The 24834-nt window shown below is 64.3% G+C and carries 23 protein-coding genes; 7 read left to right on the forward strand and 16 right to left on the reverse strand.

Translation table 11 applies throughout. The features are described from left to right. Position 1 precedes the first annotated feature (1 nt). The 6 genes from glcF to nirK all read right to left on the reverse strand — a co-directional run bounded on the left by glcF (position 2) and on the right by nirK (position 8072). Positions 2-1231 carry a glycolate oxidase subunit GlcF gene (gene glcF, locus ABCV34_RS06805; protein WP_345798447.1) on the reverse strand — a complete coding sequence of 410 codons (1230 nt, stop codon included), beginning with the start codon at positions 1229-1231 and terminating at the stop codon, positions 2-4. A gap of 9 nt (positions 1232-1240) precedes the next feature. Next, positions 1241-2332 (reverse strand): glycolate oxidase subunit GlcE, encoded by a 1092-nt coding sequence (gene glcE, locus ABCV34_RS06810; protein WP_345798448.1) that lies wholly within the window; start codon positions 2330-2332, stop codon positions 1241-1243. A 9-nt stretch (positions 2333-2341) separates the two neighbouring features. Then, a complete protein-coding gene (locus tag ABCV34_RS06815) occupies positions 2342-3838 on the reverse strand; it encodes an FAD-linked oxidase C-terminal domain-containing protein (protein ID WP_345798449.1) in 1497 nt (498 codons plus the stop codon). A 15-nt stretch (positions 3839-3853) separates the two neighbouring features. Continuing rightward, complete coding sequence (locus ABCV34_RS06820; RefSeq protein WP_345798450.1) at positions 3854-5269, reverse strand: FAD-linked oxidase C-terminal domain-containing protein; 1416 nt, start codon at positions 5267-5269, stop codon at positions 3854-3856. A gap of 61 nt (positions 5270-5330) precedes the next feature. Next, positions 5331-6425 (reverse strand): 3-deoxy-7-phosphoheptulonate synthase AroG, encoded by a 1095-nt coding sequence (gene aroG / locus ABCV34_RS06825; RefSeq protein WP_345798451.1) that lies wholly within the window; start codon positions 6423-6425, stop codon positions 5331-5333. A gap of 249 nt (positions 6426-6674) precedes the next feature. Then, entirely contained in the window at positions 6675-8072 is a 1398-nt protein-coding gene (gene nirK / locus ABCV34_RS06830) for a copper-containing nitrite reductase (RefSeq protein ID WP_345798452.1), read from the reverse strand. Positions 8073-8404: 332 nt separating this feature from the next. On the opposite strand from nirK, the gene ABCV34_RS06835 reads away from it, so the two are divergent. Continuing rightward, positions 8405-9133, forward strand: a complete 729-nt coding sequence (locus tag ABCV34_RS06835; RefSeq protein WP_345798453.1) for a helix-turn-helix domain-containing protein — start codon at positions 8405-8407, stop codon at positions 9131-9133. A gap of 22 nt (positions 9134-9155) precedes the next feature. On the opposite strand, the gene ABCV34_RS06840 is transcribed toward ABCV34_RS06835, so the two are convergent. The 9 genes from ABCV34_RS06840 to ABCV34_RS06880 all read right to left on the reverse strand — a co-directional run bounded on the left by ABCV34_RS06840 (position 9156) and on the right by ABCV34_RS06880 (position 15720). Then, positions 9156-9407: a hypothetical protein gene (locus ABCV34_RS06840; RefSeq protein WP_345798454.1), complete on the reverse strand. Its 252-nt coding sequence runs from the start codon at positions 9405-9407 to the stop codon at positions 9156-9158. Positions 9408-9449: 42 nt separating this feature from the next. Then, entirely contained in the window at positions 9450-9668 is a 219-nt protein-coding gene (locus tag ABCV34_RS06845) for a hypothetical protein (RefSeq protein WP_345798455.1), read from the reverse strand. A gap of 13 nt (positions 9669-9681) precedes the next feature. Continuing rightward, a complete protein-coding gene (ccoG, locus tag ABCV34_RS06850) occupies positions 9682-11187 on the reverse strand; it encodes a cytochrome c oxidase accessory protein CcoG (protein WP_345798456.1) in 1506 nt (501 codons plus the stop codon). A gap of 107 nt (positions 11188-11294) precedes the next feature. Next, positions 11295-12197: a cytochrome-c oxidase, cbb3-type subunit III gene (gene ccoP, locus ABCV34_RS06855; protein ID WP_345798457.1), complete on the reverse strand. Its 903-nt coding sequence runs from the start codon at positions 12195-12197 to the stop codon at positions 11295-11297. Then, a complete protein-coding gene (locus ABCV34_RS06860; protein WP_345798458.1) occupies positions 12190-12366 on the reverse strand; it encodes a CcoQ/FixQ family Cbb3-type cytochrome c oxidase assembly chaperone in 177 nt (58 codons plus the stop codon). The genes ccoP and ABCV34_RS06860 overlap by 8 nt, the downstream gene beginning before the upstream one ends. Position 12367: 1 nt before the next feature. Further along, entirely contained in the window at positions 12368-13024 is a 657-nt protein-coding gene (ccoO, locus tag ABCV34_RS06865) for a cytochrome-c oxidase, cbb3-type subunit II (protein WP_345798459.1), read from the reverse strand. Positions 13025-13034: 10 nt separating this feature from the next. Further along, entirely contained in the window at positions 13035-14516 is a 1482-nt protein-coding gene (ccoN, locus tag ABCV34_RS06870; protein ID WP_345798460.1) for a cytochrome-c oxidase, cbb3-type subunit I, read from the reverse strand. Between the two features lie 87 nt (positions 14517-14603). Continuing rightward, entirely contained in the window at positions 14604-14765 is a 162-nt protein-coding gene (ccoS, locus tag ABCV34_RS06875; RefSeq protein WP_345798461.1) for a cbb3-type cytochrome oxidase assembly protein CcoS, read from the reverse strand. Positions 14766-14775: 10 nt separating this feature from the next. After that, entirely contained in the window at positions 14776-15720 is a 945-nt protein-coding gene (locus ABCV34_RS06880) for a hypothetical protein (protein ID WP_345798462.1), read from the reverse strand. A 271-nt stretch (positions 15721-15991) separates the two neighbouring features. Here ABCV34_RS06880 and ABCV34_RS06885 point away from each other — a divergent pair, with 271 nt between their 5' ends. The 6 genes from ABCV34_RS06885 (at position 15992) to ABCV34_RS06910 (ending at position 23402) form a co-directional block, all read left to right on the forward strand. Next, the gene (locus ABCV34_RS06885) at positions 15992-16813 is read left to right on the forward strand and encodes a formate/nitrite transporter family protein (protein WP_345798463.1); all 822 of its coding nucleotides are present in this window, start codon (positions 15992-15994) and stop codon (positions 16811-16813) included. A gap of 31 nt (positions 16814-16844) precedes the next feature. After that, positions 16845-19808, forward strand: a complete 2964-nt coding sequence (gene nirB / locus ABCV34_RS06890) for a nitrite reductase large subunit NirB (RefSeq protein WP_345798464.1) — start codon at positions 16845-16847, stop codon at positions 19806-19808. Further along, positions 19786-20751 (forward strand): uroporphyrinogen-III C-methyltransferase, encoded by a 966-nt coding sequence (gene cobA, locus ABCV34_RS06895; RefSeq protein ID WP_345798465.1) that lies wholly within the window; start codon positions 19786-19788, stop codon positions 20749-20751. Before nirB ends, cobA begins: the two co-directional genes overlap by 23 nt. Next, the gene (locus ABCV34_RS06900; RefSeq protein WP_345798466.1) at positions 20748-21656 is read left to right on the forward strand and encodes an NAD(P)-dependent oxidoreductase; all 909 of its coding nucleotides are present in this window, start codon (positions 20748-20750) and stop codon (positions 21654-21656) included. The genes cobA and ABCV34_RS06900 overlap by 4 nt, the downstream gene beginning before the upstream one ends. 122 nt (positions 21657-21778) lie before the next feature. After that, the gene (locus tag ABCV34_RS06905; protein ID WP_345798467.1) at positions 21779-22270 is read left to right on the forward strand and encodes a MarR family transcriptional regulator; all 492 of its coding nucleotides are present in this window, start codon (positions 21779-21781) and stop codon (positions 22268-22270) included. Next, a complete protein-coding gene (locus tag ABCV34_RS06910; RefSeq protein WP_345798468.1) occupies positions 22260-23402 on the forward strand; it encodes an FUSC family protein in 1143 nt (380 codons plus the stop codon). Before ABCV34_RS06905 ends, ABCV34_RS06910 begins: the two co-directional genes overlap by 11 nt. Positions 23403-23503: 101 nt before the next feature. Here ABCV34_RS06910 and aceA read toward each other — a convergent pair whose 3' ends face one another. Then, positions 23504-24823, reverse strand: a complete 1320-nt coding sequence (aceA, locus tag ABCV34_RS06915) for an isocitrate lyase (RefSeq protein ID WP_345798469.1) — start codon at positions 24821-24823, stop codon at positions 23504-23506. Between the last annotated feature and the right edge of the window lie 11 nt (positions 24824-24834).

The following is a 24834-nucleotide window of genomic DNA, read 5'->3' on the forward strand; positions in this document are numbered from 1 at the left end:
GTCAACCATGCAGGGCCTCGTCGACCGTCTCGATCCAGTGGCGCACCGGGGTCTGAGTCCCCCCTTGCAAGTGACAGATGCAGCCGACGTTGGAGGACACGATGGTATCGGGCAGCGTCGTCTGGATGGCCTGCAGCTTGCGGTCTCTCAGTGACACGGATAGCGCCGGCTGCGTGATGGAATACGTCCCCGCCGAACCGCAACACAAGTGGGATTCGCCGAAGGCCTGCAGATCGAAGCCCAGTTCCGTCAGCAGACGCTCGGTCAGGGGACGCAAGCCCTGCCAGTGCTGCAGAGTGCAGGGCGGGTGAAAGGCGCAGCGGCCGGGCGCGCGGCGCATTTTCGCGCGCACGTCGGCGGCCAGAGGCGCCAGGAACTCGGCAATGTCTTTCACGTAGGGCATCAGCCGCGCCGCACGCTCGGCATAGACCGGATCGTACTGAAGATGGTGCGCATAGTCCTTGATCATGCCGCCGCAGCCCGATGCGTTGACGACCACGGCCTCGACCTGGCCGGATTCCAGCAGCGGCAGCCAGGCGTCCACATTGGCGCGCATCTGGTCGCGGGCGGCTTCCTGGGCATCCAGGTGGAAATTGATGGCCCCACAACAGCCGGATCGCGCAGCGAACCGCGTGCCGACCCCGACAGCATCCAGCACGCGCTGCGTCGCGAAATCGATGGACGGCAGCATGGCCGGCTGCACACAATTGGCCAGCATCAGCACCTGGCGGGCATGGCGCCCCGGCTGATCCGGCAGGGGTCCGGCCGGCCGCGCGGCGGCAATCTTGGCCTTCAGCATCGCGGGCAGCACCGGACGCACCCAGCGCCCGATCCTGTACAGGGTGCCGAACGCGGGCGACATCAGCAAGCGGCGCAGGACAACGCGCAACAGGCGCTGGTTCCAGGGGCGTTCCACGCGATCGCTGACCAACTGGCGGCCAATGTCCACCAGCTTGCCGTATTCCACACCCGACGGACAGGTGGTTTCGCAATTGCGGCAGGTCAGACAGCGATCCAGGTGCTGCTGGGTCACATAAGTGGGCTGGGCGCCTTCCAGCACCTGCTTGATCTGATAGATCCGGCCGCGCGGGCTGTCCAGCTCGTCCCCCAGAATCTGGTAGGTGGGACAGGTCGCCAGACAGAAGCCGCAATGTACGCAGCGACGCAGGATTTCATCGGCTTCACGGCCGACATCCGTGTCGCGCGCCCAGTCGGCAAGTTGGGTTTGCATGATCGATCCTCAGAATTCCGGAACCAGCCGACGGGCATTGAAAACCCCGGTCGGGTCAAATTCTTGTTTGAGCCGCCGGTGGATCTGCATCACACCGGACGAGAGCGGATGAAAGGTGGGAACATCCCGGGACACGCCGCCGCGGTGATAGAGGCCGGCGGAACCGCCCAGCGCCTGTACCCGTGCGCGCAGAGCCGCCGCATCCTGATCGCCGGCCAGCCAGCGCAAACCCCCACCCCATTCATGCAGGGTCGGCCCCAGGCCCAGTGCGGGCACCCGGGGCGGCAAGCTGACGCGCCACAGCGGGCGCTGGCGGAAGAAGGCATACGTCTGATCGCGCAACCCCAGCCAGAAGGCGGCGGCCTCGGCGTCGTTCAATGACTCGCCACCAATGGTCGTCTGAGCCTGACGGACCGCGGATTCATTGCCCGACAGCCGGACCGCCAACCGGCCGCCCTGTTGCGGATCATCCAGCCAGGCCGTGGCCGAAATGGGAAGTGGCTTTGCGCGCCAGGACAGGCACCGACGCAGGGCGGTGGCTTCGTCCACCGCCAGCACCCGCGTGGCCTCGAATCGGGGCCGAGGCATGACCTTGATGGAGATTTCCACCAATGCTCCCAGGACGCCCAGCGAGCCCGCCAGCAACCGCGACACATCATAGCCGGCCACGTTCTTCATGACTTCGCCGCCAAAGCGCAAGACATTGCCCTCGGCGCCGAGCAGCCGCGTGCCGAGTACAAAGTCGGCCAGCGCGCCCGCAGCCATGCGGCGCGGACCGGACAGCCCCGTCGCCACGCAGCCGCCCAGCGTCCCTGCCGCGCCAAAACGGGGCGGCTCGAACGCCAGCATCTGGCCCTGGGAAGCCAGCAGGTCTTCGATTTCCGTCAACGGCGTGCCGGCGCGCGCAGTGAGCACCAGTTCGGAGGGCTCATAGCCCACCACCCCGCGATACTCCGACAGGTCCAGCCAGCTGACCGCATCGCCTGATGGCAGCGGCTCACCATAAAAGAGGCGCGTGCCGCCTCCGCGGATCAGGAGCGGTCGCTGGGCGGCGCGCGCCGCGACCACCTGCTCGCTCAGTTCAGACAGGACGAATTCCATAGGACCACTTTAGAATCGGGGAATGTCGGGAAAGCTCAGCTCACCCTGATGGACATGCATTTTTCCATACTCGGCGCAACGCACCAGGGTCGGAATGAGCTTGAGCGGATTGAGCAGGCCGTAGGGGTCGAATGCCCGCTTGAGCGCCGAGAACGCGTCGAGTTCCTCGCGCGAGAACTGCGAGCACATCTGGTTCATCTTCTCGAGGCCCACCCCGTGTTCCCCCGTGATGGTGCCCCCCACCCGGACACAGAGTTCCAGGATGGCCGCGCCAAAGGCTTCCGCGCGTTCGACCTCGTCGGGCTGGTTGGCATCGAACAGAATGAGCGGATGCAGGTTGCCGTCCCCGGCATGAAAGACATTCGAGCAGCGCAGCTTGAACTGGCCTTCCATGTCGGCGATGGCGCTCAGCACTTTGCCCAGATGCCGGCGCGGAATGGTGCCATCCATGCAATAGTAGTCGGGCGAGATCCGGCCGGCGGCGGGAAAGGCGTTTTTGCGGCCAGCCCAGAATTTCAGCCGTTCAGCCTCGGAGGAAGACACCTGCAGCCGGGTCGCGCCGGCCTCCCGCAACAAGGCCTCGACCCGGGCGATCTCTTCGGCGACCTCGTCGGGCGTGCCATCGGACTCGCACAGCAGGATGGCCTCGGCATCCAGGTCGTAGCCGGCCTTCACAAAGGGCTCGACCATGCGCACCGCGCGCTTGTCCATCAGTTCCAGCCCGGCCGGGATGATGCCATCGGCGATGATGCGCGTCACGCCCTCGCCCGCCATCTCCACCCCGGGGAAGCTGGCCATCACCACCTGCGCCAGCTGTGGACGCGGAATCAGGCGCACGGTGACTTCGGTCACCAGGCCCAGCATGCCCTCGGAGCCGATAAACGCCTGCAACAAATTCAGGCCCGGCGCATCGGGCGCCTCGCCCCCGAGCTCGATGACTTCGCCCTCGATGGTGACCATCCGCACCCGCAGCACGTTGTGTACCGTCAAGCCGTACTTCAGGCAATGCACCCCGCCGGAGTTTTCCGCCACGTTGCCGCCTATCGAGCAGGCGATCTGGCTGGAAGGATCGGGCGCGTAGTACAGGCCATGGGGCGCGGCCGCCTCGGAGATCGCCAGATTGCGCACGCCGGGCCCCACCACGGCCATACAGGTTTCGGGGTCCAGGCGCACGATGCGGTTCAATTTGGCCAGCCCGATCACCACACCCTGCGGGTGCGGGGTGGCGCCCCCTGACAGCCCGGTGCCGGAACCGCGCGGCACCACCGGCACATTGTGCTCGTGACAGGCCTTCAGCAGTTCAATGACCTGCGCCTCGTTTTCCGGCAGCACCACCACAGGCGGCAGTTCACGGTACAGCGACAGGCCGTCGCACTCGTAGACGCGTGTCTGATCGACCCGCGTCAGGATGCAGTGAGCCGGCAATTTCTGGCCGATCCGGGCCAGAAAACCGGGAAAATCCGGCACGATGGCATGTGGTTCGGTGACCGGGGAAGCGATGTCCATGCAGTTTCCTTGTGCTCAGGCCACCGAGGGCGGCAGCATCTTGCCCGGATTGAGGGTGTTGCGCGGGTCCAGCGCTGTCTTTAGCGCGCGCATGACGTCGAGCGCATCGGCGCCGTGTTCCGCCTGCATGAAAACCTGCTTGTGCAGACCCACGCCATGTTCGCCCGTGCACGTGCCTTCCATGGCGATGGCACGTTCGACCAGCCGGTGATTCAGGCGTTCGGACTCGTTCCATTCGGCATCGCTGTCCGGATCCAGCAGCATCAGCACGTGGAAATTGCCGTCGCCCACGTGCCCCACGATGGTGTAGGGAAAAGGCGCGGCATCCAGTTCGCGCGCGGTCTCGCCCACGCACTCGGCCAGCCGGGAAATCGGCACACAGACATCCGTCGTACTGGCGCGGCACCCGGGGCGCAGCTGCACGCCCGCGAAATACGCGTTGTGCCGCGCCGTCCACAGGCGGTTGCGGTCTTCCGGGCGTTCCGCCCAGTCGAAATCCTGGCCGCCAAGATCGCCCGTGATCTGCTGGACCAGTTCGGCCTGCTCGCGCACGCCTGCGGGACTGCCGTGGAATTCGAACAGCAGCAAGGGCGATTCGCGCAGGGTCAGATGGCTGTAACGGTTGGTGGCACGCACGGCACCGACGTCCATGAATTCCACCCGGGCGATCGGGACGCCCATCTGGATGATCTGGATGACGCTGCGCACGGCCGAATCCAGATCGGGAAAATTGCAGACGGCGGCCGACACGGCCTCTGGCTGCGGATACAACCGCACCGTCACTTCGACAATAATGCCCAGCGTGCCTTCGCTGCCCACGAACAGGCGGGTCAGGTCGTAGCCCGACGAGGACTTGCGCGCCCGGTTGGCGGTTTCGATGATGCGCCCGTCTGCCGTGACGACCTTCAGGGACATGACGTTCTCGCGCATGGTCCCGTAGCGCACGGCGTTGGTGCCGGACGCGCGCGTCGCCGACATGCCGCCCAGACTGGCGTCCGCCCCCGGATCGATGGGAAAGAACAGGCCGGTTTCGCGCAAGGATTCGTTCAGCTGCTTGCGCGTGACGCCCGCCTGCACCGTGGCGGTGAAGTCTTCGGCATGTACGTTCAGGATCTTGTTCATGCCCGACAGATCCAGGCAAACCCCACCCTGCACCGCCAGCAGATGGCCTTCCAGCGAAGAACCCGCGCCATAGGGAATCAGGGCGATCCCATGGTCGTTGCAATGGCGCGCCACCCAGGCGACCTCGTCCACGGACTGCGCGAACACCACGACGTCGGGCAGCATCGCCGGATAAGGCGACTCGTCACGGCCATGATGATCGCGCACCGGTTGCGCGGTCGAGCATCGCTCGCCAAATCGCTGCCGCAGGGTTGCCAGAAAGCCTTCCGGCAAGGGTCGCGGCTGCTGTACGAAATGCAGTGTATCCATGTTCGATCCTGAAAACGGGATTCGTCGGGTCAACCGGATCGGGCGGCTGACAGGCAAGGCATCAGGCGGCGCTGCCGACCGATTCGCGATCGGCGGTGGCCAGCCGCTGACGACGCACACGCACGGCCGCAGCCAGGCGTTCCAGCAGCGCTACCGAGGTATCCCAGTCGACACAGCCATCGGTGATGCTCTGACCATACACCAGCGGGCGCCCCGGAACCAGGTCCTGACGGCCGCCCACCAGATGACTTTCGATCATGACGCCGAACAGGCGGGAATCCCCCGCCTCGACCTGCCGGCAGATGTCCTCGACGACCTCGGGTTGGCGAGTGTAATCCTTATGGCTGTTGGCGTGGCTGGCATCCACCATGATGCGTGCGGGCATACCCGCCTTTTCCAGGGCCTGGGCCGCCGCCTGCACGTGTTCGGCCTGATAATTGGGGGCCTTGCCGCCGCGCAGGATGATGTGGCAGTCCTCGTTGCCGCGGGTGGACACGATGGCCGAATGGCCGCCCTTCGTCACCGACAGGAAATAATGGGAGTTCGATGCCGCTTTCATGGCGTCGATGGCGATGCGCGTATCCCCCGTCGTACCGTTCTTGAAGCCCACCGGGCACGACAGCCCGGACGCCAGCTCGCGGTGCACCTGACTTTCGGTCGTGCGCGCGCCAATGGCCCCCCAGGACACCAGATCGGCAATATATTGCGGCGTGATCATGTCCAGGAATTCGCAGCCGGCCGGCAGACCCAGCGCATTGATGTGGATCAGCAGTTCGCGGGCGGTGCGCAGGCCCTGGTTGATGTCGAAGCTGCCATCCAGGCCCGGGTCGTTGATCAGTCCCTTCCAGCCGACCGTGGTACGGGGCTTCTCGAAGTACACCCGCATGATGATCTCCAGATCGGAGGCGTACTTCTGGCGTTGTTCCACCAGCAGGCGGGCGTATTCCATGGCGGCCTTGGTATCGTGAATGGAGCACGGCCCGATCACCACCACCAGGCGGTCGCTCTGGCCATACAGCACGTCGTGCACAGCGTGCCGCGCATCATGCACGGTGCCGGAAATCGCCGGTGTGCAGGGAAACTCGCGCATCACGTGCGCGGGCGGCGCCAGTTCACGGATTTCCCGGATGCGGATATCGTCGGTATTGTGTGACACGGTCTTGCTCCAATCATGAATCCGGTGTTCAGGGCAGCAACAAAAAAGCCGCCTGGCATCGCCGGCGGCTTTTGGGGAATTTGTTGACTACCTGAATGTACAGCGATTCCCTTCCTCCACCAGCGGCTTCAGAAACGGAAAAAAATAAAAGAAATAGGGAATCGAGTTCATTGGATGATCCTAGCACAACGCAGCAGCAATGCCAAACGGTTTCTGGTGCAGGATCGCACCAGAAACCGTGGCTTCACATCAATGCCCTGAATTCGGGTCAATCGCCTCGTCGCTATGGAACAGCGTCTGATCCGCTTTGCCCTTGACGGTCAGGAAGCCGCCCACGCCCTTTTCCACCCGCGACAGGGCATGATCCACCAGCAGATAGCGGCCCGGATAGTCCGTCTTGAATTCCACCATCGTGGCTCCGCCTGGCGGCACCAGGGTGGTCTGCACGTCGGTCAGCGGCTTGCTGGTCAGGGATGCCTGGTCATAGACCTTGTCAAACACTTCCCCGATGATGTGGAAGCTGGACGTCAGGTTGGGCCCGCCCACCCCGAAGAAAATACGGACGGTATCGCCCACCTTGGATTCCATGCTGTAGATCTTGGTCAGGGCATCCATGGATCCGTTGAACATCACGTGCTCCGGATTTTCCGCCAGCAGCTTTTCCAGCGAGAATTCCTGCAGGCCGCTGGCACCATGCCGCTCGGCCGTATACAGCTCGCCCTGCATCACATAGAACTCGTGATCGACCTTGGGCAGGCCGCCTTCAGGTTCGATCAGAATCATGCCGTACATGCCGTTGGTGATGTGCTGGGCCACCATGGGCGTGGCGCAGTGATAGACGAACAGTCCTGGGTGCTGCGCCTTGAATGTGAATGACTTCGTCTGCCCCGGCGGCACCTGGGTCACCGCCGCCCCGCCGCCAGGCCCGGTCACCGCGTGCAGATCGATCGAATGAATGTGGGTGCTGTCCTTCGCGTTGGTGACGTTCACGGTCACCGTGTCGCCTGCCCGCGCCCGCACGAACGGGCCAGGGACCTTGTTGTTGAAGGTCCAGAAGCGATACGTGCTGTTGTCGCCCAGGCGGCCTTCGACTTCCGTCGTCAGCAAATCCACTGTCACCTTCCCCGGCCCGCGCTTGCCCACCGGCGTGCCGACCTGGGATGGATCATGGGCGATTTGCGGCGCCTGGGTCTTGATCTCGGTCGAGGGCTCGCCCACGATCACCTTGCCCACCATCCCGGCGGCCTTGTGCCCCGGCAACGTGCACAGATATTCGAACGTCCCGTTCTTCACCGCGCGGAACACGATCGCCGTGGCGGCGTTCTTGCCCGCGATCTGATCCGAGTGGGCCTTGAATTCCGGCACGGCGATGTCGTGCGTGGCGCCATCGCCGTTGATCAGGTTGATCTGCACAACCGCGCCCTCGGGCACTTTCAGGTCCGGGTTGACCTCATCACCGTGATCCCCGATAAATACCAGTTTGCCGTCGGCAATCGACGTACGCAGGGTAAAGGTCACATCGGGCTTGTAGCTGACATCCTGGCTGCCATGCGTCTCGGCACCGTGCTCGGCCCAGGCCTGGCTGACGAATCCCAGGCTCGCCGCACCGAGCAGCAGGCCAACCAGCATGTGTCTGATCAAGGACATATTCTTTCCCCCGTTTGTCCGGTACCCGGATTTCGTCACACTGCTTGAAATCCTTATGGTTGCGTTTTAAATTATTGACACTTAATCTTTACTGCGGGCATTCTACTGTACAGACGCCGCGCCGACAGGGCGGAACATCCCGGCAAAAGCCGACAAAACGCAACGTGGCAGCGAAGAAGCACTGGAAAAAGATGGTACAAACCACAAATATTCTGACAGAGAACTTATAATCCCCTTCAGAAGCTCGGGGCTTTTCATCCCGGTGCTTATTTTTTTTGGATATATCCTTGCTGGCTGATCCTCCCTCCTCCGGACCGACTTCCAGAACTTCCATGCTCCGGCGCATCCCGGTGGCTCCCGAGTCCACCCGGTGTTCCACCTGCATGCTGAACGCCATCTGCCTGCCCTTGGGCATGGCGCGGCAGGATGCGGTCAAGATGGATGAACTGATCAAGGAACGCATCCGCCTACAAAAAGGCGGCACGCTGTACCGTCAGGGTGACGCGTCCGAGGCAATCTACGGTCTGCGGTCCGGGTCTCTCAAGACCCAGATCGAGGACGCCAGCGGGCAGGTGCAGATCACCGGTTTTATGCTGCCAGGCGAGATCCTGGGCATCGACGGACTGATGAACGCTCAGCAGGTCTCCCACGCCATCGCACTGGAAGACGCCGAGGTCTGCATCATCCGGCTGGACGAAATGGACCGCCTGGCCTCTCAGTTGCCCGCGTTGAACCTGCAGCTGCGCCGGCTCATGAGCAAGGAAATCAGCCGCTCGCACCAGCAGTTGCTGTCGCTGGGCAGCCTGCGGTCGGAACAACGCCTGGCCGCGTTCCTGCTGAATCTGTCCCAGCGCCTGCAGGTGCTAGGCTATTCGCCCCATGAATTCATCCTGCGCATGAGCCGCGAGGAAATCGGCAATTTCCTGGGTCTGACACTGGAAACCGTCAGCCGTCTGTTTTCGCGCTTTGCGCGCGAAGGCCTGATTCGCGTCCAGCAGCGCGAAGTCCAGATCCTGGACGTCGGCGGCCTGCAGGAATTGTCAGGCGCCGACTGCGGCTAAGACCGGACCCCGCAAAACCCGGTCAGTCCACCGGATCCCCGAATTCGTCCAGCACCACACCGCGCGGCGCAATGCGCAGAGTCAGCGCGCTGGACAGCGCCGCCATGCACCAGAACAGGAAGAACCCCAGGGTATAGACCGTCGGCCGGCTGGCGCGAAAATGCCCCAGAAACACCAGATCCAGGGGATCGACCAAGGCGAACACCACCGCGCTCGCCACCCCGCCCATCAGGAAGGATGGCCACAGGATCCACATCAGATTGCGTGCCTTCAAAGCCGTTCTCCCGAACATGGAACGTAAAACCAAAACCTAAAATCAGCGCGCCGCCTGGGCTGGCTGCGCCACCACAAGCCCCTGCCGCGTACCGCCATCGTGGATTTCCTGGTCGCCATAGGCCTGGAACGCCAGGGCAATCGTGATGGCACACCCGACGACTGCGACCGCGGGCCCCAGCAGCAACAGCCAGGGCCAGCGATGACGCCACCACGGCTGGCCTTCGGATAGGGTTTCCTGCTGACGGTTTACTGGCTGCATGATAGCGTCCTTATCAATTGGGGACATAGAAACTGGACTGTTCGATCACGGTGTTCGTATCGCCCGGACCCCGTGTACCGACGGTTTCGAAACGGATGTCGTAGAGGCCGGGCTTCAGGCCATTGGCCGGAGCCTGCAACACCACCGGCACCAGACGGTTGGACGAACCCTCCACCCGCACACGATTCGTGCCCTGATCGGCCGTGCGCAGGACCAAACCCGGCACGCCGGTGGCCGACAGATCCAGATCGACAGGCGTTTCCGACGAGTTGATGATCTGCAGCCGGTAGACGTTCTCGATCTGGCCACCAGCCACTTCCCGGCCCAATGCGCCTCGATCCCGGATCACGTCCACCCGCAGTGTCGTGCGCGTGGCCAGCGAGAAGACGAAGCCGATGGCGATTGCCCCAAGCAGCGCCGAGTACGCCAGCACCCGGGGCCTCAGCATGCGCTTGCGCACCTGCGGCTGGGTGAGCCGTTCGGTGATCGCATTGCCCGAGGTATAGCGGATAAGGCCGCGCTCGTAGCCCATTTTGTCCATGACGGTGTCGCAGGCGTCCACGCAGGCGCCACAGCCGATGCACATATACTGCAGGCCGTCGCGGATATCGATCCCGGTCGGGCAGACCTGCACGCACAGGCTGCAGTCCACGCAGTCGCCCATGCCGGCTTCCTTGTGGTCGATCTTGCGCGAACGCCCGCCCCGAGGTTCGCCACGCACGTGGTCGTAGGTGACGACGAAGGTGTCGTCATCGACCATCACGCTCTGGAAGCGCGCGTAGGGGCACATGTACTTGCAGACGGCTTCACGCATGAAACCGGCGTTGCCCCAGGTGGCGAAGGCGTAGAACAACATCCAGAACCACTGCCAGGGCCCCAGATCGAAGGCGACCAGATGCGCGCCCAGATCGCGGATCGGCGCGAAATAACCAATGAACGTGTAGCCCGTCCACAGTGCCAGCACAACCCAGAGGAAATGCTTGGTGCCCTTGATGCGCAGCTTGCGGGCGTTCCAGGGCTGCTCGTCCAGACGGATCCGCGCCAGCCGGTCGCCTTCGACCTTCGCCTCGATCCACATGAAGATCTCGGTGTAGACCGTCTGCGGACAGGCATAGCCGCAAAACAGCCGTCCCGCCATGGCGGTGAAGAGAAACAGCGCAAAGGCCGACAACACCAGCAGCACCGCCAGGTAAATCACATCCTGCGGCCACAGCACCATGCCGAACAGGTAGAACTTGCGGGCGCCCAGATCGAACAGCACCGCCTGGCGCCCACCCCACTGAACCCATGGCAGGCCGTAGAAGATCGCCTGGGTCAGAAAGACCATCAGCACGCGGATGCGTGCGAAATTCCCCTGGACGGAGCGTGGGTAGATCTTCGAGCGGACCTCGGCCAGCGCCTTTTCCACCTGTGGCGACGTGCCGCCCCCCGAACCCTTGCGGATTCTGCGCACGGGCTGCCAGGCCGGATCGTCACGCGGTGGCTGCGTGGCGTCCTGTTGGGAGGGTTCCTTCTGCATGGTGTCCTCTGTGATGCTGACTGGTCTGTCTGACAGGCTCTTCTGGATTGAACGGTTGCATGGGTCGGCCACGCGCTCAGGGGGCGGTGGCCGGCTCGGCTTAGGGCTTAGCGGTTGGACTGACCCCAGACCCAGGCCGCCAACAGACGGATCTGTTCCGGCGTGAGGTTCTTTTCCTGCGCCGGCATCTGGTTGGTACGACCGTTCAGAATCGTTTCGAGAATGGTTGCCTCGGAACTGCCGTAGAGCCAGATTTCATCGGTCAGGTTGGGCGCGCCCACCAGCGGATTGCCTTTGGCGTCGGCCCCGTGACAGGCCACGCAGTAGGTCTCGAAACCACGCTTGCCCGCATTGACCCGCAGCGGATCATGCGCCAGGCCCGACAGCGAACGCACGTACTGGGCGATGGCCGATGCTTCTTCCGGTTTGATGACCGCACCCCAGGCCGGCATCATGCCGTGCCGGCCCTTGGTGATGGTCTGCAGGATCTGATCGGGCGAGCCCCCCCAAAGCCAGTCGTTGTCCGTCAGGTTCGGAAAGCCGCGTCCGCCCTTGGCATCGGACCCATGACATTGCGCGCAGTTGTTCAGGAACAGGCGCTGACCGATGTCGCGTGCCTGGGCATCCTTCGCGATTTCCGGGATCGGCATGTCGCGGAAGCGCTCGTAGATCGGCTGGATGCGGGCGTTCAGGGCGTCCTGCTCCTGCAGGACCTGATTGCCGGCGGTGAAGCCCAGCGTGCCTTTGTAACTGCCCAGCCCCGGATAGAGCACCAGGTAGCCCAGCGCAAAGGCGCACAGCAGCAGGTACATCACGGTCCACCAGCGCGGTACCGGATTGTTCAGCTCGGTCAGGTCGCCGTCCCAGACGTGACCGGTGCTTTCGACCACCTTGACGTCGCGCTTGAGCCAGGCACGCTGGGAAAACAGCAGATACACACACCAAACGATGCCGCCCAGGGCAATGATGGCGATGTAATAGCTCCAGAAACTGCTGATGAAATCACTCATGGGGATCCCCGTTCTTCTTGTCGTCCTGATATTCCTCGGGCAGGGCGAAGGGCAGCATGGCCGACTGCCGGTTGGCCTCGGCGCGATGCGCCGACCAGGCCCACCAGACGATGCCGGCAAACGTCAGCATCCCCAACACCGTCACCACGCCATTGATCACGGCGACCATGTCAGCGCCCCCCGTTCTGCATGGCCTGCTCGGCCGCCGCGCGGCCACCGACGCCCAGCCCCTGCAGGAAGGCCACCAGGGCGTCTTCCTCGGTCTTGCCCTTCAGCGCTTCGGGCGCCGTGGCGATGTCCTCGTCGGTGTAGGGCACGCCCAGCGTGCGCAGCACCTGCATGCGATCCTGCACATTGGTGCCTTCCACCGTGTTGTGCTGCAGCCAGGGATAGGCCGGCATGTTGGATTCCTTCACCACATCGCGCGGATTGCGCAGGTGGATGCGGTGCCACTCGTCCGAGTAACGCTGCCCCACGCGGGCCAGATCCGGCCCGGTGCGCTTGGAACCCCACAGGAAGGGGTGGTCGTACACCGATTCGCCCGCCACCGAATACGGTCCATAGCGCTGCACTTCGGACTGCAGCTTGCGGATCTGCTGCGAGTGACAGCCTACGCAACCTTCACGGATGTAGACGTCGCGCCCTACCAGCCGCAGGGACTCGTAAGGCTTGACCCCTTCGACCGCTGTGGTGGTCGAATGCTGATAGAACAGCGGAATGATCTGCACCAGACCGGAGAACGACACGACCAGGATGCTGAAGACGATCAGCAGACCGACGTTGCGCTCCAGCATCTCGTGCGAAAAGCGTTTCTTGCTACCAGACATGGTCAACTCCTCAGGCCGATGCCGGCACGGCGGTTGCGGGGGCGGCGTGCGCATCCGGGCTTTCCAGCGGCACCAGCGGATTCACCCGTTCCTGACCGCGCACGGTCAGCCAGGTGTTCCAGGCCATCAGACCCATGCCCGACAGGAAGAACAGGCCGCCGATCATGCGGATGATGTAGAACGGGTGAGTCGCTTTCACGACCTCGACGAAGCTGTAGGTCAGCATGCCGTCCTCGCCGGTGGCGCGCCACATCAGGCCTTGCATCACGCCGGCAATCCACATCGAAGCGATGTACAGCACCACCCCCAGCGTCGCCAGCCAGAAGTGCAGGTTGATAAGGTCCGGGCGCGCCATGCTCTCGCGACCGTACAGGCGCGGAATCAGGTAGTACAGCGAACCGAAGGTGATCATGGCCACCCAGCCCAGCGCGCCGGAATGCACGTGGCCGATGGTCCAGTCGGTATAGTGCGACAGCGCATTCACCGTGCGGATGGACATCATCGAGCCTTCGAACGTGGCCATGCCATAGAAGGACAGCGCCACGACCAGGAATTTCAGGATCGGATCGGTGCGCAGTTTGTGCCAGGCCCCCGACACCGTCATGATGCCGTTGATCATGCCGCCCCAGGACGGTGCCAGCAGAATCAGCGAGAACGCCATGCCCAGCGACTGTGTCCAGTCGGGAAGCGACGTATACAGCAGGTGGTGCGGGCCGGCCCACATGTAGGTGAAGGCCAGCGCCCAGAAGTGCACGATCGACAGGCGATACGAATAGATCGGACGGCCGGCCTGCTTGGGCACGAAGTAGTACATCATGCCCAGGAAGCTGGTCGTCAGGAAGAAGCCCACGGCGTTATGACCGTACCACCACTGCACCATGGCGTCCTGCACCCCGCCATAGGCGGAATAGGACTTCCACATCGACACCGGGAGTTCCAGGTTGTTGAAGATGTGCAGGATGGCGATGGTCAGGATGTAGGAACCGAAGAACCAGTTCGCCACGTAGATGTGCCGCACGCGACGCTTGGCGATGGTACCGAAGAACACGATGGCGTAGGCCACCCACACGAGGGTGATCAGGATATCCAGAGGCCATTCCAGCTCGGCGTATTCCTTGGTCGAGGTGTATCCCAGGGGCAGCGTGATGGCGGCGCCCACCAGCACGGCCTGCCAGCCCCAAAAGGTGAAGGCGGCGAGCTTGTCGGAGAACAGGCGGACCTGACAGGTGCGCTGCACCACGTAGTACGACGTCGCGAACAAACCGCTGCCGCCAAAGGCGAAGATCACCGCGTTCGTGTGCAGCGGCCGCAGGCGGCCGTAGCTGAGCCACGGGATATTGAAATTCAGTTGCGGCCAGATCAGCTGCGATGCGATCAGCACGCCGACTGTCATCCCCACGACGCCCCAGAAGATCGTGGCGATGGTGAACTGTCGGACGACACCGTAATTGAAGGTTTCGGCCGGTGTCCCGGTTCCCCCCGTCGTGCCCATAAACGTTCCCCTCAGAACAAGGTTAAGACATGAATTTTTGAAAAGCTGAATATTCACTTAAGCGCCAAGGATTGACCTTGACATAGATCAACTCGGCCCGGCACTGCCACGATCGTCGTCATTCAGGATGGCGGTGGCCGCGTCCCGGGTATCGTCGAACTGGCCGGCGAAAATCGCCCACCAGAACGCCACGCCAATCCCCAGGACGAACAGCAGGGAAATCGGCAGAAGCAAGAACAGGGCATCCATCGGACGAACCTCAGGCCGGATCGGCGAGCAGCGGCGCCGCATGGCCCCGACCGCCGCGCGTCAGCCGCCAGGCGTTGGCCGCCACGGCCAGCGTGGACAGCAACATGGTGATGGCCGCCAGCCAGGGCTGCACCCAACCGAAGGCCGCCAGCGGCGTCATGAGCAGATGCCAGACCAGCGACCCATACAGATTCTGGAGCGCGATGCGCCGTGTGGCGCCGTCCAGCGCGGCGACGTCGCCCTCGCCCGCCGCGGCGATGCGCAGCCGCGCGGCATGGCGCGCCGCCAGGGCCGACGGCACCGACATGGACATGGCGCAGGGGCAGCTCATCACCAGCAGCGCCACGGTCACGGCCAGCGCGTGATCGGGCTGTGTCCGCCACCAATACCAGCCGACCAGGACCGCCAGCAGGATCTGCAGGCACACGAACCAGAACGCCAGGCGATCCGCCGAACGCAAGAGCCCCGCATCCCGGCCGCCCCCGGGCTGGCCGCTGACGGCCTGACGCGCGCAAGTTTCCAGAAAGCGGGCCGCCAGCAGGAAGGCGACGAACATCGATACCGAGTCGAAATAGACCTCTCCCGCATCGCGCCAGGTGGCGATCACGCTGGGGATGAAGGCTGCCAGGATGCCCAGCGCCACCGGCACATCCATGCCGATACGACCGCGCCGCAGATCGCGCCACGCACCGGACCACACTGGCCAGGCGCAGTACAGCGCCAGCGGCACACACAGGATCAGGCTGAGCCAGTTCATGAGGATGATCGCTTGTTCCAGCGCCAACTGGGAATCGGCCGCCCTCGCGCCATGGCGCAGGTACCCGGGAAACGCCAGCATCATCACCTGCATCATGATCAGCCACGCCAGCCCGGTGCGGGCAAGCATGTGCCGTCGCGCGCGGCGCATGACATCGGTCATGTGAGGTGGAGGCGTCAACAATGAGGGAGCGTGCATGGCTGGACTATAGCCAGCTTCCCGCCAGCCAACTTTGACTCAAGTCAATAAACCGGAAAAGCCCTTGCCCGATCCGGGGATTAAATTCTGGGCGCCCTCCCGCACCACGATAGCCGCCACGTTGGTGCCGCAGCGCACCGTCCTGATCCATCGCCGCTTGGAAAACCCGGCAATTCCTGGTGCTGCCTTCCGGCACCCGAAGCCATCCAAAAGTTGGCATCACGTTTGCTTATATCCAGATGAACACCTTCATCCAACAGGAGCGGCAACCATGTACGACGACACCATCGACGGCTTTGTAAAGGCAGCCAATGCCAAGCTTGATCACCTGCGCCTGGCACCACACAGCTTCTTCATCTCCTGCATGCTCGCGGGCGCCTACATCGGTCTTGGCATCATTCTGATCTTCGCGCTGGGCAGCCATCTGGCACCTGACATCCGGCCCCTGGTAATGGGACTCACGTTCGGGATCGCCCTCATCCTGGTGGTCATTGCCGGTGCCGAACTCTTCACGGGGCACACGATGGTGATGACACTGCGCCGCTATCGCGGACAAGGCAGTTGGGCGGACGCCGCCACTGTCCTGTGCGTGAGCTGGGCCGGCAATCTGTGCGGCGCCGCCGTGTTGGTCGGGCTGTTCGTCATGGGCGGCGGCGGTGGGCTGCTGAGCGACCCGAACGGCCCGCTCATGGCCGCCGCGGTAGCGAAGATGAATGCAGGCGCCGCCAGCCTGTTCGCCCGCGCCGTGCTGTGCAACTGGCTAGTCTGCCTCGCCATCTGGATGTCGGCGCGCGTATCGTCCGACAGCGCCCGCTGCATCGTGATCGGCTGGTGTCTGCTGACCTTCATCGCCAGCGGCTACGAACACAGCGTGGCCAACATGACCGTGCTGCTGCTGGCGCTGGCGGGCCATCATCCGGACTCCGTCAGCCTGTCCGGCATGCTCTGGAACCTGAGCTGGGTAACGCTGGGGAACCTGGTGGGCGGAGCGATCTGCGTTGCTGGCGCCTACGGCATCTCCTCGTCCCGCCGGGCCAGCCTGAACACGCATGGGACCACTCCCAACCCGGACACACCGGCCGCCCGCTCCTGAACCCGTCGCTGATCACCCCTGGAGTCGATTCATGAATCCTCACGCCTCTCCCACCACCACGACCGGCTCGGTCCCGAGAGCGAAGCTGGTCATCATCGGTCACGGCATGGTCGGACACCGCTTGCTGGAGGAACTGGCACGCGATGCGCACGGCTATGACATCACAGTCTTCTGCAGCGAACCGGCACTGGCCTACGACCGCGTGCATCTGAGCCAATGCTTCGACGGTGCCGGGCCCGCGGAGCTCGCCCTGGCCGACGAGGCGTTCTTCAATGAACACGGCATCACAGTCCTGCGCGGACAGCATGCAGCCTGGGTCGATCGCAAAAAGCGCCGTGTCCACCTGGACAAGGATCAGTCCTACCCCTATGACAAGCTTGTCTTTGCCACCGGGTCGGTGCCCTTCATCCCGCCCATCGAGGGCGCCGACCGACCCGGCTGCCTGCCCTATCGCACCCTGCAGGATGTGAAAGCCATCCGGGAATCCGCCGCCGGCGGCCGCCGGGGCGTGGTGATCGGCGGCGGCCTGCTGGGGCTGGAAGCCGCGCGCGCCCTGCAGGGCCTGAAGCTGGAAACCCATGTGGTCGAGTTTTCCCCCTGGCTCATGACGACACAGCTGGACGAACCTGGCGGCCGGCTGCTGCGCAAGAAGATCGAGGCTCTGGGCATTCACGTCCACCCGTCGAAAATGACCGCATCCATCGGCAACGGCCTGTGCTCGCGCCACCGGCTGCGTTTCTCGGACGGCGATTTCCTCGAATCCGACCTGGTCGTGTTCTCGGCCGGCATCCGGCCCTGCGACCGGCTGGCGAACGGCTGCGGCCTGGTGATCGGCGAGCGCGGCGGGATCGTCATCGACGAACACTGCAGGACATCCGACCCCGACATCCACGCCATCGGCGAGGTGGCCAGCTGGCACGGGGGCACGTTCGGCCTGGTTGCACCGGGATACGAGATGGCGCGCGTCTGCGCCGCGCATCTGACCGGCAGGGACGCGCCGGTCTTCCAGGGCACGCTGCCGGGCACCAAGCTCAAACTGCTGGGAGTCGATGTCGCCTCGATCGGCGACGCCCAGGGCCGCACGCCCGATAGCGTCAGCTGCGTCTTCGAGGACACGCTGGCTGGGGTCTACAAGAAGCTGGTACTGGATCCGACCGGCAAACGCCTGCTGGGTGCCGTGCTGGTGGGCGACACCGAGGCCTTCGGCGTGCTCGACCAGTATTTCCGCACCGGAATGAACCTGCCCGGTCAGCCGGCGACGTTGATCGCGCCCCCCGCCGGCGACACGCCCGCCTTGGGTGTGGACACACTGCCCGACTCGGCACAGATCTGTTCCTGCAATCAGGTCAGCAAGGGCGACCTATGCGGCGCCATCGCGGCCGGCTGTACCACACTGGGTGACCTGAAATCACGCACCCGGGCCGGCGCGACCTGCGGCGGCTGCGTGCCACTGGTCAAGCAAGTGCTGGAGAGCGAGCTGCAACGTCGCGGAATTGCCGTCGACCACAGCCTCTGCGAACACTTTGCCTACAGCCGCCAGGAACTCTATCACCTGATCCGGGTCAACCAGATCCGCGACTTCAACACCCTGATCACCCGCCACGGCAAGGGGCGCGGCTGCGACATCTGCAAACCGACGGCGGCATCGATATTTGCGTCGTGCTGGAACGATTACGTCCTGTCGGCCCCGCTCGCGCCCCTGCAGGACAGCAACGACGCCTACCTGGGCAACCTGCAGAAGGACGGCACCTATTCGGTCGTGCCGCGCATCCCCGGCGGCGAGATCACGCCCGACAAGCTGATCGTCATCGGCGAAGTGGCGCGCCAGTACGACCTGTACACCAAGATCACCGGTGGCCAGCGCATCGACCTGTTCGGTGCCCGGCTGGAACAACTGCCGGAGATCTGGAAGAGACTGATCGATGCCGGCTTCGAATCGGGCCATGCCTACGGTAAGTCCCTGCGCACGGCCAAGTCCTGCGTGGGTAGCACCTGGTGCCGCTACGGCGTCCAGGACTCCGTGGGGCTGGCCATCCGTCTGGAAGACCGTTACCGGGGACTGCGCGCGCCGCACAAGATCAAGATGGCCGCCTCGGGCTGCACGCGCGAATGTGCCGAAGCCCAGAGCAAGGACGTCGGTGTGATCGCCACCGAAAAGGGCTGGAATCTATACGTCTGCGGTAATGGTGGCATGCGCCCGCGCCATGCCGAGCTGCTGGTGGCCGGACTGGATGACGAGGCTCTGTTCCGGACCATCGACCGCTTCCTGATGTTCTACATTCGCACGGCCGACAAGCTGCAGCGCACAGCCGTCTGGCGAGACAGCCTGGAAGGGGGCCTGGATTACCTGAAGGATGTGGTCCTGCATGACAGCCTGGGAATCGCAGCCGAACTGGAGGCCCAGATGCAGGCCGTGGTCAAAAGCTACGAGTGCGAATGGACCAGCACCCTGAAGGATCCCAAAGCCCTGCGCCGCTTCGTGCCGGCCGTCAACAGCGATGCGCCCGACGAGCACATCATCCACCGGCGCGAGCGGGGCCAGCCACGCCCCGCCACGCGCGCCGAGGCTGCACAGGATGCCGCCAACCGCCCTGTGCATGCCCCCATGGTCAGACCCGAGAGCGCCGAGTGGCAGGACGTCTGCCACGTGGACGACCTGATCCCGGATGCCGGCATCTTGGTCCGCGCCCATGGCACCCAGATCGCCGTGTTTCACACCGAGGCCGGACTGTTCGCCATCGACCATGTCGATCCCTTCAGCGGCGCGGCGATCCTCGCGCGCGGCATCGTCGGCGATCTGCAGGGCCACACGGTCGTCGCCTCGCCCATGTACAAGCAGCATTTCCGCCTGGACACGGGCGAATGCCTGGAAGACGGCACCATGTCCGTACGCTGCTGGCCGCTGCATGCAGCGAAAAACGGCAGGATCAGTATCGGCCGCACGGCCCCCACCGCCCTGAAGGAGACTGCCCATGCTCTCGAACCCGAAGTCTGATGGCGCAATACCGGCCAGGGGGCCGGCGCCACCGGCGCACGACCCAACCATTCCCGGCCGGATCGGCCATGTGTGGCTCGTCGGCGCTGGCCCCGGCGCCCCTGATCTGATCACGCTGCGCGGCTTGCGCGCACTGCAAGCTGCGGACGTTGTCGTCCACGACCGTCTGGCCGCCTCGGAATTGCTGGAACATTGTCGTCCAGACGCCCTGCGGATCCATGTCGGGAAGCGCGCCGGCCTGCACAGCGTGCCTCAGGAAGACATCCAGGATCTGCTGGCGACACACGCCCTGGCAGGTCGTTGCGTCGTCCGTCTGAAAGGGGGCGACCCGTTCATCTTCGGCCGCGGCGGCGAGGAAATGGCCGCTCTGAGGGCCCAGGGCATCCCCGTGACGGTGATCCCGGGCATCACCGCGGCATCGGGTTGCGCGGCGGCCACCGGGATCCCGCTCACCCACAGAGACCTGGCGTCCGGAGTCTGCCTGATGACCGCCCATCGCCAGGATGGCGGCGAGGAACTGGACTGGGCATCGCTGGCCGGTGACCGCCAGCGCACCCTCGTGTTCTACATGGGACTGAGCCAGATCCGGCGTGTGGGCACGGAACTGATGTTGCACGGCTTGCCGGGATCGACACCCGCCGCCATGATCTCCCAAGGTACGACATCAGCGCAGGCAGCGCTGCGCTGCTCGCTCGCCGATCTGGCCGCAGGCATCCGCGACGAACGATTGGCCTCGCCCTGCCTGATCGTCATCGGACCTGTGGTATCCCTCGCCGATCCGGACCGGGTCTCCGGGATCGGCGAGCCGGCACCCGGCCGGGGCGCGCCCGCCGCGCCGGATCAGACGCTCCTGACAACGATGTCCGCCGCCACACTACCCGCCGCCCACCGGTCCGAAGCCTCTGCGTACTGGCCGCAGCCGAGCCGGAGACGTGCCGCATGAAGCCCCTGTATCCGCTATTCGCCGATTTGGTCGGGCGGGATGTGCTGGTGGTCGGCGGCGGTGCCGTTGCGGAGCGTAAGGTACGCAGCCTGCGGGATAGCGGCGCCCGGATCCGGGTGGCCGCGATCCGGCTGAACACCCGCCTGCGGGAATGGTGCGCCGAAGGGCACCTGACCCATCTGCCAGGCCCCTTCGACCCGCAGTGGCTGGATGACGCCTGGCTGGTGATCGCAGCGACCAATGATCGACCGCTCAATGCCCGCATCCGGGAAGCGGCCGACGCGCGCCGTATTTTCAGCAATGTCGTGGACGACCCGGTCCTGTCGTCCTTTCAGGTCCCGGCTATCCTGAACCACGCGCCACTCGTGATCGCCATCTCCACAGCCGGCACAGCCCCCGTCCTGGCCCGACGACTGCGCACACATCTGGAGCCCCTCGTCGATCCGGTCCTCGGCACCCTCGCCCGACTGGCGGGTGAACACCGGCAGGCAATCCGCCAGGCCTACCCGGACATCGGCGCGCGCCGCCGGTTCTTCGATGGGCTGATCGACGGGCCAGTCCTGGCGTTGCTGCGCCACGGCGACACAGCCCTAGCCGCGCGAACCCTGCTCGATCAGCTATCCGGAAAGGCCGCAGCCGCTTGCCCGCCGCCAAGGATCACCTGGGTCCACCCCTGTCCAATAGATCCGGAATTGCTGACCCTGAAGGCACTGCGCGCCATGAACCATGCCGATCTGATCCTGCACACCCTCGGGATCCCGGCATCCCTGCTCTCACTATCCCGCAAGGATGCCGATCGCGCGCTGCTGGATGATGACATCGGCGAGACGAACCCGGGTGTCCGGGACGCCCTCATCCGGGACAGATACCCGACCCACCGTGACATCGTGGTGCTGGCAGGCTGAACCTCAAGCGCGCCGACGGCCTTCGATATTGGCTTGCAGGTCTTCCGACCGTGACATTGTCATGGGCTTGCCATATAATTTGAATTGCAAATCAAATTAGTTGAACCTCATTTTTTCCCCTTATGACCTCCTCCCCCGGACCGCGCGCCCGTTTCGGCATCCGTTTTTCGCTGCTGGCGCGCCGCTGGCACCATGTGCTCGACGCGCATCTCGTGCAGGCGGGGCTCACGGGCGCAACCTGGGCACCACTGATCCACCTGGACGAAACCGGCGGCGGCATGACCCAGAAAGACCTGGCGCTGCTGGTCGGGGTCGATGGCTCCAGCCTGGTCCGGGTGCTCGATATCCTCGAACGCCAGGGGCTGATCGAACGGCAGCGCAGCGAAACCGATGGGCGCGCCCGGCTGGTGCATCTCACACCAGAGGGCAAGCGCCATGTGGCCGACATCCGCCGGGAGCTCGGCCAAGGGGAACGCGCCCTGCTGGCTGACCTATCCGACGATGAAATTCTGGTCCTGTTGCAATGCTTCGATCGCATCGACAGCCGGATCACCGACCTTGAAAACACAACAACACGCAACCTCCACCAGAGAACCACCCCCGATGTCCGATAGTCCGACCACGACCGATCACGCGCCAATCGCGCTACCTGCCCGCCGACGCGACGCCTTGCGGCAGATCCTGCACACGCGGCGCTTCGAAGAAAGCCTGAAACTGGGCACGCCACCCTCGGTACGCAATTCGGCACTCGCGGGTCTGCAGGCGGGGCTGACCACCGCCATCTGCGTGCCCCTGTTCCTGCTCTCGCCCTGGGCGCATCTGGCGGGCTTTGCCTCGTTGGGCGCGCTGGCAGCGCTGTTCGGGCGCTTCGCCCCTCGGCGCAGCCGCACGGGCATTGTGCTGCAATGCGCCTTCTGGCAGACCTTCGCGGTCTTCGCCATGTCGGCGACCGCCTGGCTGGGCTGGTCGCCAGCGGCCCAGTTGGCCTTGATGGCAATTTCCTGCGGCTTCTACCTGCTGATCAGCTTCCGGCACCACTTCGGCGCACCCGGCCCTCTGATCTTCATCTTCGCAGTCGGTGGCTCGATGACGGACACGCTGGACCTGAGGCAAGTGGCCGAGCGCACACTGGCCACGGCGATCGCCGCCGTCTTCGCCTGGCTGATCTGCATCGCCAGTGAATCCTTGCGCCATCCGCCGACGCCGGAGCGAACCTTTCCGAAGGATCCGGAACGGTCCCTGGGAGAACTGGGCTTCATGGCGATACGCGTGTCGATCGCGGCGTTCATTGTGGTCTATGCCAGCCACGCCCTGGGCATGAACCACCCGGCCTGGGCTGCCATGGGGGCCGTCGCCGTCATGCAGGGCAGCCATCTTCACATCAGCATGCACCGCGCTCTGCAGCGGATGGCGGGCACCTTGATCGGTGCAACCCTGGCGTGGCTGCTGCTCATCCAGCAGCCCCCTGCCTGGCCGATCGTCGTGGCCCTCGTGCTGCTGCAAGTGCTCACCGAAATCATCATCGGCGTGAATTACGGCCTTGCCCAGACGCTCATCACACCTATGGCGCTGCTGATGACACATCTGGCCGCGCCGACCGCCGCCAGTGCCGCCATGGCGCCCGAACGGGTGATCGATACCATCCTGGGCGCCATCGTGGGTATGGTGATCGCGTTGATCCTTTCGAACGCCGACGACCGGCGATCGCTCGCGCATCATCATCAATCCTCGCGCCAGTACGGCTGACAACGGCTATAAAAAAAGGGAAGGCTCACGCCTTCCCGAAGCACACCACAGAGGGGGCCCTCTTCCCCCCTGCCCTCTCAACAGATCAGATCATCCCCCGGTCAGGCTACCCGGGCCTCCGTGGCCGCTTCGAACTGGGCTTCTTCGGTCGAGCCGGTCAGCGCAGTCGTCGAGGACTGGCCGCCCTCGATCGCCTGCGTCACGGCGTCGAAATAGCCGACACCCACTTCACGCTGGTGCTTGACCGCGGTGAAGCCCTTGTCGGCGGCGGCGAATTCCTTCTGCTGCAACTCGACGAATGCGCTCATCTGCGTGCGGGCATAGCCGTGGGCCAGTTCGAACATGCTGTAGTTCAGCGCATGGAAGCCGGCCAGCGTGATGAACTGGAACTTGTAGCCCATCGCGCCCAGTTCGCGCTGGAACTTCGCCACAGTGGCGTCGTCCAGGTTCTTTTTCCAGTTGAAGGACGGCGAGCAGTTGTAGGCCAGCATCTTGCCGGGAAATTGGCGATGAACCGCCTCGGCGAACCTGCGGGCGTATTCCAGATTGGGCGTCGAGGTCTCGCACCAGATCAGGTCCGCATACGGCGCATAGGCCAGACCGCGGGAAATCGCCTGGTCCAGACCGGCGCGGGTGCGGTAAAAGCCTTCGACTGTGCGCTCGCCGGTGACGAACGGCGCATCGTTGTCGTCGATGTTGCTGGTCAGCAGGTCGGCGGCCTCGGCATCGGTGCGGGCCACCAGCAGCGTCGGCACGTTCAGCACGTCGGCCGCCAGGCGGGCGGACACCAGCTTGGCCACAGCTTCGCGGGTCGGCACCAGGACCTTGCCGCCCATGTGGCCGCACTTCTTGACGGATGCCAGCTGATCCTCGAAGTGCACGCCGGCGGCGCCCGCCTCGATCATGGACTTCATCAGCTCGAAGGCGTTCAGCACACCGCCGAAGCCGGCTTCAGCGTCCGCCACGATGGGCGCGAAGTAATCGATGTATCCGGCGTCGCCCGGATTCTTGCCTTCCATCCACTGAATCTGGTCACAGCGCGTCAAGGTATTGTTGATGCGTTTGACCACGCTGGGCACGGAATTGGCGGGGTACAGCGACTGGTCGGGATACATCTCGCCGGACACGTTGGCGTCGCCCGCCACCTGCCAGCCCGACAGGTAGATTGCCTTCAGGCCTGCCTTCACCTGCTGCATGGCCTGGTTGCCGGTCAGGGCACCCAGTGCGTTGACGAAGTTCTCGGTGTGCAGCAGATCCCACAGCTTGTCGGCGCCCCGGCGCGCCAGCGTGTGTTCCACGACCACCGAGCCGCGCAGACGCACGACCTCGTCGGCGCCATAGCCCCGTTTAATGCCCTGCCAGCGGGGATCTTCCGCCCAGCTGCGTTGCAAATTGCGCACTTCCGTTTCGCGAGAGGTCATGGTGTTGCTCC

It is taken from the genome of Castellaniella sp. MT123 (genome assembly GCF_039614765.1).
Lineage (GTDB): Bacteria > Pseudomonadota > Gammaproteobacteria > Burkholderiales > Burkholderiaceae_B > Castellaniella.